The 13,736-nt window shown below is 60.1% G+C and carries 10 protein-coding genes, 1 tRNA gene and 1 pseudogene; 3 read left to right on the top strand and 9 right to left on the bottom strand.

Annotation, left to right across the window (positions count from 1 at the left end; all coding sequences use genetic code 11):
* Nucleotides 1-32: 32 nt before the first annotated feature.
* Complete coding sequence (locus tag NKH63_RS31360; RefSeq protein WP_502896343.1) at nt 33-2,231, bottom strand: OmpA family protein; 2,199 nt, start codon at nt 2,229-2,231, stop codon at nt 33-35.
* Between the two features lie 224 nt (nt 2,232-2,455).
* Here NKH63_RS31360 and NKH63_RS19365 point away from each other — a divergent pair, with 224 nt between their 5' ends.
* On the top strand, nt 2,456-2,902 hold the full coding sequence (locus NKH63_RS19365) for a YcgN family cysteine cluster protein (RefSeq protein ID WP_023719321.1): 447 nt from the start codon (nt 2,456-2,458) through the stop codon (nt 2,900-2,902).
* 247 nt (nt 2,903-3,149) lie between these two features.
* A complete protein-coding gene (locus tag NKH63_RS19370) occupies nt 3,150-3,509 on the top strand; it encodes a hypothetical protein (protein WP_023719320.1) in 360 nt (119 codons plus the stop codon).
* Between the two features lie 135 nt (nt 3,510-3,644).
* Here the strand turns inward: NKH63_RS19370 and NKH63_RS19375 are convergent, their stop codons facing one another.
* On the bottom strand, nt 3,645-4,355 hold the full coding sequence (locus NKH63_RS19375; protein WP_023719319.1) for an SIMPL domain-containing protein: 711 nt from the start codon (nt 4,353-4,355) through the stop codon (nt 3,645-3,647).
* Between the two features lie 171 nt (nt 4,356-4,526).
* On the opposite strand from NKH63_RS19375, the gene NKH63_RS19380 reads away from it, so the two are divergent.
* Nucleotides 4,527-4,602, top strand: a tRNA-Ile gene (locus NKH63_RS19380).
* Between the two features lie 21 nt (nt 4,603-4,623).
* On the opposite strand, the gene NKH63_RS19385 is transcribed toward NKH63_RS19380, so the two are convergent.
* From NKH63_RS19385 to NKH63_RS19415, 7 genes and pseudogenes are all read right to left on the bottom strand, one after another.
* Nucleotides 4,624-5,841, bottom strand: coding sequence for a tyrosine-type recombinase/integrase (locus NKH63_RS19385; protein ID WP_245278594.1), 1,218 nt, complete (start codon nt 5,839-5,841; stop codon nt 4,624-4,626).
* 670 nt (nt 5,842-6,511) lie between these two features.
* Nucleotides 6,512-7,825 (bottom strand): HlyD family type I secretion periplasmic adaptor subunit, encoded by a 1,314-nt coding sequence (locus NKH63_RS19390; RefSeq protein WP_023719317.1) that lies wholly within the window; start codon nt 7,823-7,825, stop codon nt 6,512-6,514.
* Nucleotides 7,803-9,575, bottom strand: a complete 1,773-nt coding sequence (locus NKH63_RS19395) for a type I secretion system permease/ATPase (RefSeq protein WP_352822034.1) — start codon at nt 9,573-9,575, stop codon at nt 7,803-7,805. The genes NKH63_RS19390 and NKH63_RS19395 overlap by 23 nt, the downstream gene beginning before the upstream one ends.
* 386 nt (nt 9,576-9,961) lie before the next feature.
* Nucleotides 9,962-10,753, bottom strand: coding sequence for a calcium-binding protein (locus NKH63_RS19400; RefSeq protein WP_352483785.1), 792 nt, complete (start codon nt 10,751-10,753; stop codon nt 9,962-9,964).
* Between the two features lie 891 nt (nt 10,754-11,644).
* Nucleotides 11,645-11,907: pseudogene (locus tag NKH63_RS19405) on the bottom strand (hypothetical protein); the annotation flags it as partial.
* 8 nt (nt 11,908-11,915) lie between these two features.
* Entirely contained in the window at nt 11,916-12,878 is a 963-nt protein-coding gene (locus NKH63_RS19410; protein ID WP_352918415.1) for a LysR family transcriptional regulator, read from the bottom strand.
* A 67-nt stretch (nt 12,879-12,945) separates the two neighbouring features.
* Complete coding sequence (locus NKH63_RS19415) at nt 12,946-13,734, bottom strand: ABC transporter permease (protein ID WP_352494954.1); 789 nt, start codon at nt 13,732-13,734, stop codon at nt 12,946-12,948.
* Between the last annotated feature and the right edge of the window lie 2 nt (nt 13,735-13,736).

Here is a 13,736-nt window from a genome sequence, read left to right on the forward strand (position 1 = left end):
TGGTTGATCGGATCGCGCGGTTCACATTCCGCTTATTGGGCGCTGGCCACCGGCGCCACCAGCGAGGTGATGCGGCGGATGGCGACGCGGCGGTTCTCACGGTTGGGTCCCGACGTGTCTACCTTGAGATACTCCTCGCCATAGCCCTGTGTCGTCAGGTTCTCCGGCGGGATGCCGAAGGCATTGGTCAAGGCTTCGGCGACTGCCTCGGCGCGGCGGTCGGACAATGCAAGGTTCGCTTCCGGCTTGCCGACTGCATCCGTGTGGCCTTCGATCAGGAAGGTCTCGGCCGGGTTTTTCTTCAGCAGCTTGTCCATGGCGTTGGCAACACCCTCCAGCTTCTGGACCTCGGTGTCGGAAATCGAAGCCGAACCGAATTCGAAGTTGAGCGTATCGAGGTCGATGCGGCGGGCAATGTCGCGCACGCGGGCCGAGCGTTTGACCTCGTCGATCGAATAGAGGCGCTGGACCTTCTCCACCGGCGGTCGTTCGAGGAAGGTGTAGTAGTCGTCCGGATCCTCGACCTCTTCGGAATCCAGAATGTATTCCTCTTGCGGGATGGTAAGGCGCATCGGCGGCAGGTCGTCGCCCGGGTCGCGCCAGTCTGCATCATCGTCATAGTTCCGCTCGTCGACATAGCTCAGCACATATTCGCGTCCGTCAGGCGCGATGCGTGAACGCTGGATCACGTCGCCGTAGCGGTTGCGGATGGTGACGATCCGGAAACCGTTGTCACGCTCCACGATTTCCCGGGTGCGATCGCCCGACAGGTCCTCATAATAGACATTCCTGGCGCCGCGGTGCATACGCGGGGCGTCGCTGCTTTCGACGAACGTCTGGTTGTTGAACTGGAGGATGACGCGGTCGCCGAATTCCCTGAGGACATTGGTGCCTTGCGGGCGCCGCCGACGACGAACATCCTCGAAATCGGCTGAGCGCTCGACGCGCTTGCCTTTTTCCTCGGTCACGGGAGCGATCTTTTCAGGTTTGATCTCCTGCTGCGCTGCCCGGTCGTCGGTCGGGGGCGGCCCCTGGTCGACCGGAGCCGGTTTCGAGACTTCCGCCTGGTTGCCGTTCTCCTCGACGGGCTGGTTGCCTTCCTGACCACCCGTTTTGCCGCCATTTTGGCGATCCGCGTTTTGGCCGCCTTGGTCCTTGCCGTGCCTGCGCCTGACATCCTTCTGACTGTCCAGTATGGGCGCCTCGTTCGGGTTGGCCGCGGCTTCGCCCGAAGCAGGAGGCCCACCCTCGGCGGGTGCTGCCTGTTCGCCGGTGGCGGGTTGCTCACCGGTTGCGGGCTGCTGTTCGCCTGTCGCCGGCTCTTCCCCAACGGGCTTCTTGCCGCGTTTCTTCGTCTGGTCCTGGGGCTGTTCGGCTTGAGCAGGAGCGGCTTGCTTGTCGGTTGGAAGTGGCTCGGCCTGTGGGAGAGCCGGCGCCGCCTGCTGGTCCTGCTTATTCTTCCTCTTGCGCGGATTGCCCTGCTCGTTGTCGTTTGCAGGGGCAACCTGCTCGGCCGGCTGTTCAGCAGGTGCGGCTTCCTGCTGTTGCTGGTCGCGCTTCTTCCTGCGCTGCTTCAGCTGCTGCTGAACGTCGTTCGCGGGCGCAGCCTGCTCGGCCGGCTGTTCAGCAGGTGCGGCTTCCTGCTGTTGCTGGTCGCGCTTCTTCCTGCGCGGCTTGAGCTGCTGCTGATCGTCGCTCGCGGGCGCAGCTTGCTCGGCCGGCTGTTCAGCAGGTGCGGCTTCCCGCTGTTGCTGGTCGCGCTTCTTCCTGCGCGGCTTGATCTGCTGATCGTCATTCACGGGTGCAGCCTGCTCGGCCGGCTGTTCGGCTTCGATCTGCTGTTGCTGCCTCTTTTTCCTGCGTTGATTGCCCTGCTCCTCTCCGCCCGAGGGCGCGAGTTGTTCGGCGGGCGCGGATTCGGTCTGTTGCTGCTCGCGCTTGTTCCGGCGCGGCTTTTGCTCGGACTCGCCCGATTGTTCGGCGGGTGCTTCGGTTCGCTCCTGCCGTTCGCGCCTCTTGCCGGGCTTCTGTTCCGGCTCCGCCTGCCCGCCTTGGGCACAGGCTTCGGCCGACTCGCCTTCGGCGCAATTCGACTGCGCCGGGATAAGCACTGCGCTGTTCCGAGCGGGGCCGAATGCGGCGCTGCCTTGCAGCGGGAACGCGCCTAACGGCGCGGACGCCATCAACAGGCCAAGCGCCGTGCCTGCCAGAATCCGTGGTTGGCGTTTCATCATAAACACTCCTTGTGGCGTCCCATCCCTGCCCAAACTTTCAGCAACCATGTTTGGTTCCTGTTTGTAGGTCTTAGCGGTGGCACAGGGCGATTGACCGGCGTTTTGAAGGCGACTTCATGTCATTCGTATGGTCTTGGCGTATGGTCCCGGCGTATTGTTCGGACGAGGGTGCATGGGTTGCTGCGCTTGACCTTGACGCCTCCGAGGTCCACATGCCGACGATGGAAAAGCCGTTCTGGAAAACCAAGACGCTGGAGGCGATGACCCCGGCCGAGTGGGAATCGCTCTGCGACGGCTGTGGCAAATGCTGCCTGTCCAAACTCGAAGACGAGGACACCGGAGATATCTACTGGACCAGCGTCGGCTGCCGGCTGTTCGACGCTGGAAGCTGCCGCTGCTCCGATTATACCAACCGGCTGGCGCGTGTTCCGGATTGCGTCGGGCTGACGCCGCAGAATGTGCGCACCATCAGCTGGCTGCCCAAGACCTGCGCTTACCGGTTGGTTGCCGAGGGCCGCGATCTCTATTGGTGGCACAGGCTGGTGTCGGGAAGCGACGAGACTGTGCACGAGGCCGGCATCTCGATGCGCGGCCGGGTCAGCGCCAGCGAGACGGAGCTTGCCGAGCCGGAGGATTATTTCGACCATATGCTTGCAGACGAGCCTTAGGATTTACTCCGGAATCGAGGACCCAGAACCGACAGCAAAACGGACGTTGCCTATCCGCCCATGCCGGTCCACCCTATGTAGGACCGCCGTCCATAGCACCGGTTCCGGAAGCGAGAGACTATCCCGGTTCTGCCGCATGAACCGGAGATGAACGGCCGGTTCGCAAAAAATTCAGACAGGCGGGTGCATTCTCCTCCCATCGGTTCGACGAAAACGGGTGGAAACCCTCAAACAAGGAGAGAAGACAATGTTCAACACCATCAAGACGGCGGCTCTTTCGGCTCTTGTCGGCCTTGGCACGCTTGCTGCCATCCCAGCCCATGCAGACAGTATCTATCTCGGCTTCGGCAACAACCAAGATCCGCGCGTCGGCGTCTATACCGGCGACGAAGATGATGGTTACTATCGCGAACACCGCCGTGAGCGCAACTGGCGCCGCTCCTGTTCGCCGGAGCGTGCCCTCGACAAGGCCGAACGTATGGGCCTGCGCCGCGCCCGCATCGTCGACATCAACCGCCGCACGGTCAAGGTCGCTGGCCGCCAGTACGGCGACCGCGTGGTGATCGTATTCGCCAACGAACGCGGTTGTCCGATTATCTATCGCTAAGCCCGTCGAAGCTTTGCGGCCGGCGTCTTTCAGCCGGTAAAGTAGCGGAGCCTCTTTCCGCCAGGACGGAAAGGTGCGGCTCGAAAACCCCGGAGGATCGGTCCTCCGGGGTTTTTTATGCGCTGCGATCGACGATCACTTCAGTTCGAAAGTCACCGTCACCTGCGCGGTATAGGAATTCTCGCCGGCCTGCACGGGGACCGATGCGCCGGCCGCATCGAAAGCCTTGGCGTTGATTGGCATCGGCGGCGGTGCGAAATTCTGGTCGGTGATTTCCAGAACCCGGCCGATGCCGACGCCGGCCGCTTCGGCCAGCGTCTTGGCCTTGGCCATGGCATTGGCGACGGCCTTCTTGCGCGCTTCAGTGACGGCTGCCGCCGGATCGTCGTTGGAGAAGGAGATGCCGCCGCCCTGGTTGACGCCGAGCGACACCGCCTTGTCGAGAATGTCGCCGGTCTTGTCGATGTCGCGGATGCGCACCGAAAGCGTGTTGGTCACCTGATAGGCGACAAGTTCGGCCTCCTGGCTGCCGTCGGGCTTGTTGGTGTAGTTATAGCGCGGGTTGATCTGGATGCCCGCGGTCTGCAGGTCGCGCTCCTTGATGCCGGACGATTTCATTGCCGCGATCACCGCGGCCATGGCGTCGTTATTGGCATCGAGCGCGGCACGCGCCGTCTTGGCCTCGCGCATGACGCTGAGCGTCAGCAGAGCCAGATCGGGTGCTATCGCCGCCTCGCCTTCGCCGGTGACGACGATGCGCGGCGGCGGCGGCGAATCGGCGGCGCCGGCGATCGCCGGAAATGCGATTGCGGCGGCAATCGCCAGTGGCAAAATACGTCTGGTCATGAAATCTCCTCGATCTGCGATCCCAAGACTGCCGAGTGTCGAGCGGCTCCAATGGGGGACGTGCAATAGGTTATCAATATGGGCTGATTTGGGCGGTCTCGGCCAGCCCCCTCGGAAAGCCGCTCTGAAAGCCTTGTGCGGTTCAGGGAAAAACACTAATCCAACGCCGTGGGGCCTGTAGCTCAATGGTTAGAGCCGGCGGCTCATAACCGCTTGGTTGGGGGTTCGAGTCCCTCCGGGCCCACCATTGGCTTTTGTGGCCGTTGATTTAATTGGATTTTTTGGCCATTTTTGTCCCACCTCTTTCAACCCCCTCAGAAAGTGGGACAATTTTGTTCTCTTTTCGATCGATAACCAGCAGGTATTTCGCCGCTCTCGCTACCTTCCGGCGACGCGCTTTCTTGATGTAGTGGTCGGGCTGCTGGTACGTAGTCCACCCATATATCGCCTTCAGCTGCTCGTGCGTCGCGCCGTTCTCAGCGGCGATCGTCGCGCCGGCCTTCCGAATTCCATGAGCACTGCAGTGCGGCAGCTCAGCTTGATCACACCACTGGCGCATCTTGTTGCCCAGACCGTTCTCCGAGAACGGGCGACCATACTCATTGACCAGGAAGGTCATCTGGTCGGAAGGCGTGTGCTCAAGTTCCGCCTCTAGTTCGGGCAGAAGCGGGAGCTCCACCAACACCGCATCCTTGTTACGACTGGTCTTCCCAGGCTTAATTCTGATCCACTTCTCCCACTGCTCGGTCTCCTCGTTGTAGACGAGCGTGATGTGCTGTCGACCGAAGATCGCGACGTCGGACAACCGCAGGCCAGTAAACATGAAGATCGAGAGCGCACGTCTGGCTGCGGTACCCAGCGGATGCCGCTTCTCATATTGAACGATCTCCGACACGTCCCATGGGTGCCAGCCGTCGCCGCTCTTTAGCCGTCTGATGCCGCGGGCGGGATTGGAGTCGACGCCCGGAATCTCTGTGTCCTTTGCCCACTCAAACATCGCGCTGATGGCTTTTACGATATTGTTTGCCGCGCCCAGGGCGTCGAGCCTGGTGTCCCTGATCTCCTTAACATGAGACCGTTTCATACCGGCGAATGGCAGAGATCCCTTGGTGGGATACTGAGGATCCGGGTCACCTTCGAGGGGATGAGGTAATTCGCATACGCGCTCCAGAATTGCTCGTCGGCGCGCCATAGTGTCTTGGGTGATTTCCGTGCCGCCCCGACGGTAATACTCCTGGCAAAGCCACACTAACGTGCCTTTCTTCGCTGGCTCGGAAGGCTTGGGGAGGCGCCGGCAAATCTCGGGAAGAGTGCCGGGCCGAACATAAGAGACCTCGGCGCGTGCGCAGCGCAGTTCCTCGAGGAACTCGTCGCTGCCGGTCGGTTCACGGAGCCGGACCTTCTTCCGACCCGGTGCGCGAAAATAGTACCGATCATTGCCGTGGCGATCAGTGTCCTTCACTACGCCCTTAAGATCGATTTTCACGGGCTCATCCGTCATGTTCGTGGTTTTCGATCCCAAGGATTGTCTAGTGGCGGCGAATCTTCGTCAAGCTTTGGTGCTCCTCCGATTTGGCGGTGAGGGAGCTTTCGAAAGGCCAATACAAGTTCCTCGACGTCCCAAACAATGCGCCCCTTGCTCGGCATTCGTGGCTGCGGCATCCGGCCGTCCTGGACCATTTCATCAAAGGTCGTTGAGCTTACGCCGATGAACGTCGCAGCCTGCTCGCGATTGATTCCTACCGGCGGGAGCGAGGGCGGCAAGACGCTCGGGGTGCGTAGCATCGGTTTAGCGCGTTGAAAGCGCGTTTTTGACGCCTGCCTGTCTTCCTATGTACCTGTCCGAATATTGCAGACGCTCAATCATGTCCTGGCCCTGTGCTTGCAGGCTCACCCTAGGTCTCCAGACCTAGGATCGCTCAAGACACCGGACTCTTTTCCAGCCTTTGTGTACGATGATGGGTATCTTAATGCGCTCGAGGCCAAGAACTGAATGGTCGGCGACTTGGAAGGGCAAAATGACCGCGGAACCACGAATCTGAGTCAGAGGCGGAATCCAACTGAGGAAAGCATGGCTGTGTTTTCAGACGGTTATGACTCTCATGCATGCGTAACAACCAACAAGAATACAAACAAAATATTTCTGTGGATTACTTTCATTCCTCATGGAATGCGCGACTGATTTGGTCCGACAGCGGCTTCACAAAATAAGAAAGCGCCGTACGCTCGCCCGTCTGGATCATCGCTTCGGCCGGCATGCCGGGCACGAGCGTCAGGTCCTTGAGCTTCGTCAGTTCCGCATGCGGAACCGACAGACGCACCAGGTAATACGAAACGCCGTTTTTTTCGTCCGTCGCCAGATCGGCTGCGATCCGGCTGACATATCCGTTCAATACCGGCGTGGTCCTCAGATTGAAGGCTGACATCCGCAGCACGGCCTTGTGACCAAGCTGGATTTGGTCGATGTCCTTCGGGGTGATTCGTGCTTCAAGCGCAAGATCGTCGCCTTCCGGCACGATTAGCATAATCGGATCGGCGGGCGTGATCACTCCTCCGACCGTATGAACTGCGAGTTGTTGAATGGCGCCTGACTGCGGCGCGACAATATCGATCCGTCGCAGTTCCTGTTCAGCCGCCATCTTGCGCTCAACATACTCCCCAACCTGCGCCTGAACCTCTCTGAGCTCCTGGCCGACTTCCGTCTTGAAATCCGGATCGATCTGCAGGATCTGGAGGCGCGTTTCGGCTATGCGGGCTGCCGTCTGTGCCTGATGTGCAATCTTCTCACCGCGTTCGCCGCCGAAAGTGGCAACCTGCGTCTTCAGGCTGTTCAAGCGTTGGTCCGAGACAATGCCTTGGTCGCGCAGCCCACTCAGGGCAGCAATTTCCTTTTGGAGAATCTCGGTGCTTTTCTCAGAAGCGATTTCCTGCGCCTTGAGCCCCTCGATCTCGTGCTCATATTGAGTGATGCGTTCCGCTAGCTGCGCCTGCCTTCCGTCGCGGGATTGTCTGCGGAATTCGAACAGCCGCGTCTCGCCATGTACTGCCGAAGCTACGTCCGGAACATCTCTGCGGGCGAGCAGCCAGTCCGGGAAGGCGATCTCCGCCAGATCGTCACGCTCAGCTTCGAGTCGTGCCAGGTTGGCGGCCAGCTCATCGAGCCGCTTGGTGACTACAGCGAGAGTGGCGCGCGTCTGGGTGGCGTCGAGCCGCATGAGGATGTCGCCGGCTTTTACTTTATCACCTTCGCTCACCAGGATTTCTCCCACCACCCCGCCGGTCGGGTGCTGCACCTTCTTCACATAGGAATCGACGACAAAGTGTCCGGACGCGACAACCGCACCGGAGAGATTCGTGAAGGCCGCCCAGGCTCCGGCTCCTCCAACAAAGATCACGCTCGCCAGAAGGCCCGCCACCAGGTGCCGGCGAATGGAGCTGGAAACGTCATTATTCTGATGAATGCCGGCCACCGGGATCCTCCATGTCAGCGCGCTCTCCCACGTTATCCTGTGTAGACTCGATGGCCTTGACGCCAGCGCCTGGTGCCATCGCTGCCCTCTTCAAGACTTTGGAAAGCGCTTCATCACGCGCACCGAATGCTCGCTGCCGTCCACCTTCCATGACCAACACAAAATCCACGGCGCGGATGGCGCTCGGCCGATGGGCGACGACAACCGCAATGCCCTTGCGCCCGCGCACGGAGGCGATCGCCTTGACGACCGCAGCCTCACCTTCCGCATCGAGATTGGCATTGGGTTCATCCAGCACAACAAGGAAAGGGTCTCGATAAAGAGCACGGGCAAGACCGATACGCTGGCGCTGCCCGGCGGAAAGTGCCGATCCGGCCTCACCAATCGGAGTTTCGTAGCCGTGCTCAAATCGGAGGATCAGTTCGTGCGTGCCCGCTGCTTTCGCCGCGGTGACAATAGCCTCAGGGTCAGGATTATCTTCAAAACGAGCGATGTTTTCGGCAATGGTGCCGTCGAACAGTTCAACACCTTGCGGCAAATAGCCGATATGACGGCCTAGCGCTTCCGGGTCCCATTGATCGAGGCTTGCGCTGTCGATGCGAACCTTTCCGGCGACCGGCGTCCATGCGCCGACGATGGCGCGCGAGAGTGTCGACTTGCCCGAACCCGATGCACCGATGATCCCGAGTGCGCTTCCCGCCTGAACGGCAAACGCAAGGCCGGTCACGGTCGGCTTCCTTTCGCCGGGCGGAACGATTGTCACGCCTTCGACGCGGAGTTCGCGTTCAGGTGCAGGCATTGGCATAACAGGAGCGGTTTCAGGAACCTTTCCCAGGAGGTCCTCCAGCCGCGCCCAACCCTGGCGCGCCATGAGGAAGGGTTTCCAGCTTGAAATGGCCAGATCGACCGGAGCCAGCGCACGCCCCATCATGATCGAACTGGCAATCATGACCCCGGCCGTAGCCTCCTGCCTGATGACAAGGTACGCGCCGACGGCAAGAATGGCCGATTGCAGCAGCACGCGCAACGACTTTGCAATGCCACCCAGCCCACCTGCCACGTCCCCAGCTTTCCGGTTGGCGGCCAGATACTCGGCATTGGCCTTGTGCCATCGGGCAGCGATCCGCTTTGCGAGACCGAGAGCTTGCACGACCTCGGCATTGCGGCGCGCTGCTTCCAGTAGACCATTGCGTACCATGTTGTGGTCAATGGTATCGCGTATCGGCCGTTGCGACAGAGTGTTGGTAAGAAGTGTCAGAGATGTGAGACCGATCGCCCCGATAAGTGCCGTCATGCCGATCCAGAAATGAAGGAGGAAGCAAATGGCAAGATAAAGCAGCATCCATGGCAGATCGAAGAACGCTGTCGGACCGTTTCCACCTAAGAATCCGCGAATATTGTCGAGGTCGCGAAGCGGCTGCAAGCCGTCGCCCGGCATGCGCGTTAAAAGCGGAAGGCGAACGATCGCATCGTGAACGCGTCCGGAAAACTGTTCATCGAAACGCTCGCCAATCCGCAGCAGCACGCGGGCGCGCAAAACGTCGAGCAGGCATTGGAACGCATAAAGCCCTGCAGCAAGCACGACGAGCCCCACTAGCGTCGATACGCTGCCACTTGCCAGAACGCGGTCGTAGACCTGAAGCATGAACAGCGGCGAGATCAGCGCAAGCACGTTGACCACGCCGCTGATCAACAGAATTCCCCAAATAGCGGAAGTCAGAGGGAAAGGTCTCAAAGCTGAATCCTTCAAGGAATGGTTACTCACGTAGGTCTCCGTGAGGATCTGGCGACCCAGCTCCCTATATTGCTCCCCGAGCGGCAACCGACTCGCTGATTCAGGATCAGTGCTCCCGCCGAATATGTTTGGCTTGGCATCTAATGGAGCGGGTCAACAACAACACCGTCCGGCTGAAGGTTTGGAAGGGCAACGTCATCGTGGCCGGCCGCAAGGGCCCGAACAGGCTTCCGCCTCCACGCGTTCAGGGAGATTTCGGTGTACGACCAGCGCGACGTGCAGGGCTTCGTCAAGCTGTACACGCTGCGACTGCTCCCGGGCGCCCCGGCCCATCGCAAGTAGCGGAAACGGAAGCGCCCGCCCCCGGGGGGCGGGGCGCTGTTCCGTATGGGTTTTCTGGATCAAACGAAGGTGAAGTCCGACGCGGTCAGGCCTAGGTCGGCCACGGTGACCACACCGCCCAGGTGGACGAATTCATGCGCGTTGTTGTCGGCGGTGACATAGGCCAGAGTTGCGACTCTGTCGGTGTAGCTGCTTTGGTAGACAATGATGTCGCCGGCGTGCTCGCCGGAGATCGCACTCGCGGCTTCAGAAGCAGAGTTGAAAGATTCGCCAGTGATTACCACGACGTGTTCGCCGTTCGCACCTGAGGCCGCACCACTGTAGAAGCTGCTCACCGGGTAGCCGGACTGTATGCTGGCGTTGTTGACGAAGTTCGCGCCAAAACCGTCATTGTAGAGGCCCACCGCATCGAAGGCGAACTTGTCCTCCGCCGGGTTGAAATCGGTGATAGTGGTAATGTCCGACTTCGACCCGACAACCCCAGGCACCGGATTGTGGAACTGGAACACGAACGTGTCACTGTCGGTGCCCCCGGTCAACGTGTCCTGGCCGTCACCCACGTAGAGGACATCCTGGCCGGGACCGCCGCTGAGCCTGTCATTGTCCTCACCGGAGACGCGCGGGTTGAAGCGGCCGTTGTCGCCGGAGAGATCGTCCCAGCCATCTCCGCCGAAGATGCGGTCGTTACCCTTGCCGCCGATGAGTCGGTCACTGTCCGGGCCACCCGAGATCTCGTCGTTGCCGCCGCGACCGTCAATCCAGTCACCGCCCTGGAAACCCTCCATCCAATCGTCAAGCTCGGTGCCGATGAGTGTTTCGGCACCCGGGCCACCCTCGATAATCTTTGCCATCGAAAATACTCCTAATGATGCACCCTGCCTGACGCGTTCATATTGCTCATCGGATAATTAGAGAAATCGATTGCTTGGATAGACACACATTTACGAAATGGATGCATTCACGTTCACTTCGCCCTTCTGCTGAGCAGTTGCGGGCTCGCTGGCGGCGGGGACGCTGGTCGCCCAAGCAATCGATGAAGATTCGACACTCAAACCGGGACTAGGACGAACTTCGTAACGGGGCCGTCCTGGTTGGGCCCCAAACTTCTCTCTGTTTGCTCGACGCCGGCATACCCGCACCGTGAGCGCTGGACGAGGACAAGTTCCGCTGGCGGAGAACGGCGTGATCGGCTTGCCGCGCCGAAACTGATGGCGCTCGTCGAAGGCATGGACTGGACACGCGTTCGAGCCGAACGGCGACGGCGTCCGGCCGGAAGGCGGTGGCGAAGTGACTCAGGCGCAAAAGGCGGGCTTCAGGCCGTGCACAATAAGCTTCTGTCGGCGTCATGATGAGAAGCGCTTCGGCCCGTCCCCACGAAATCGATACGCTCAAGGCGATGTTCGTCGCCATGGCGGCGGAGAAGGCCGAACTGCAACAACTCCGGAGCGAAACACTCAAGGCCGAGATCGTCCGGATGGCGACACTCAACGAGCGTGCCCAGGTGAGGATCGCCGACCTTCATGGGATCGTCAAGCAGCTGGAGCGCGCCGCTTCGGTCGCAGCTCCGAGAAGCTCGAACGTGCCTAGCAGGCCTTCGCCTTCGAAATCCAGACCGGGCTCGGCGCGATTGAGTCCGAGCTCGAGGCCGCAAGACCGACAGGCGAGCCGCGACGTGCTGCGCGACCGCGCAAGGCGTTCCCGGCGCATCTGGAGCGGGTCGAGATCGTCATCCAGCCCGAGCCATGGGGGAAGAAGCGCTCCCGCAGCCAATCGTCCAGTCCGTCAAACGCGGTCGGCCGCACAGGCTTGCGAAACGGAACAGTCCCGCCCTCGCTTAGATACCGAGGCACCGTGTTGCGAGCGCACCCGAATTCGTTCGCCCGTCGGTTCCCCAGCCAAGCTCATGCAGCGGCAGCATCGCTGCCACCTCTTCAGGCTGAAGGATCTGCTCTCCCTGCATCGTTCTCGACAATGCAGGAATCGCCCAATCCCAATCGCCATCCATGCCTCCTCTCATAACGGAGGGGTCGTCGGCCGACAACTGAGACGTCCGGTGCTCTTAGGCGGGGTAATCATACGAGATGCCTCCTGCAACATCATTTCCCGCATCCACAGGCTTGCCGGATCATTATTGTGAAGCGCAGGCCATTGGACGGCCTCCGTGAATGCGGCAGGAAGTGGCGGCGGAAGTTCGACAATCCGCAGGGGTGTTAATTTTGCGAAATGCTGCGCCAGCCGTAAGGGCATTGTCCCAATGCGGTTGGTGCCTGATAGAAGGGGCGGGATCATGCTAAAGCCCTGTACGACGACCTCGATACGTCTCTCGAAACCGTTCTCGAGCAAATACCATTCCTCGATGGAGGGCTGCCGGGTGTCCCCGAATTTAAGCACAACCTGCCCCATCGACAAGTATCGGTCGAATGTAAGTGGCTCTGACAGCTGCTTGTTCGTGCCGCAGCCTACGCATACGAGCATATCTTCGAACAGGGCTGCGCGAGGATGTTTCGACATGAACACTTCGGGCATAATCAGAAAATCAACGTCGCCGCGCCGGAGAAGCTCCTCGGGGTCGTCGGAAATAAGCAGACATTCGAAGCGGACGGCGGGAGCTTCCCGCGCAGCACGCTCTACGATCCTCTTAAAAAATACGAGCGTGAGGTAATCGGAAAGGATGATGCGGAAGCGACGATCCGATCGGGCCGGGTTAAAGGCGTCCCAGGAAATAATCGACAGCTGGATGTGCAGCAATGCGTCCCGGACTGCTGTGGCGAGCCCCTCCGCGCGCGGTGTCAAAATGAGTTCGCGGCCGTTCATCGTAAATAGCTCATCGCTGAAATAGGCGCGTAACCGACCGACGGCGGCGCTCATGGCCGGCTGACTCAGGTTAATACTGCGGGCCGCGGCGGTGACTTTACGCTCCCTGATCAAAGCGTCCAGCACAACCAGGAGATTTAGATCGAGTCCCTTAAAACGCATGTATTGACCTATCCGACGCGTGGATGGGTATCGCCCAAAGAATCAATTTTACGAATGGTGAGTAGCGTCAACGCATCAGCCGACGACGAAATAGAGCAACCGATAGGAAGAACGGCAAAACCGTGTATATGCAAAGCGCGCCGATATGCAGGCCCATGCTGCCGGCCGGACGGCCAAGCATCGCCGGACGAATGAGGTCAATTGCATGTGCGAGCGGCAACAAGGAGGCGACGTCCTGAAAAGTGCCGGGCAATTGGTTGACCGGAAACATCGCGCCGCAAAGGAACAGCATGGGTGTTATAACAAGCGTATTATAAAATATGAAATATTCATAACTGGGCGCAAGCGCCGTGACGACCATCGCTAGACTCGCGAAGGCGAGGCCACTGAGAGCGATGACTGGCAGCAAGCAGAGGATGGATGGCCACGATGTGTAGCCGAGCGTGGTGGCAACAACAGTGATTGCTGTGCCCGCCATCAGGGCCTTGGTGGCTGCCCACGCCAATTCGCCGAGTAAGATATCGCCAAGCGTCAGCTGAGTGCATAACATTCCTTCCCAGGTGCGCTGGTTGTCCATGCGGCCGAAACTCCCGTAAACCGTTTCAGCAGTCGCCGATGCCATCGCGCTTGTGGCAACCATGCCAGCCGCGAGAAACGCAATGTACGACGTGCCCTCAATAGGACCTATCATTGTTCCGATGCCAAAGCCGAGACCGAACAGATAGATCATCGGATCGGCGAGGTTGCCGAGAACCGATGCAAGCCCGATTTTCTTCCATCCAAGATAGTTGCGGCGCCAAACCGCGACCCAATTCCACGCATTGGCGGGCATGGCCGCCGCATAACGTTCGCCCATTG

It is taken from the genome of Mesorhizobium sp. M0960, from assembly GCF_040319055.1.
Taxonomy (GTDB): Bacteria; Pseudomonadota; Alphaproteobacteria; order Rhizobiales; family Rhizobiaceae; genus Mesorhizobium.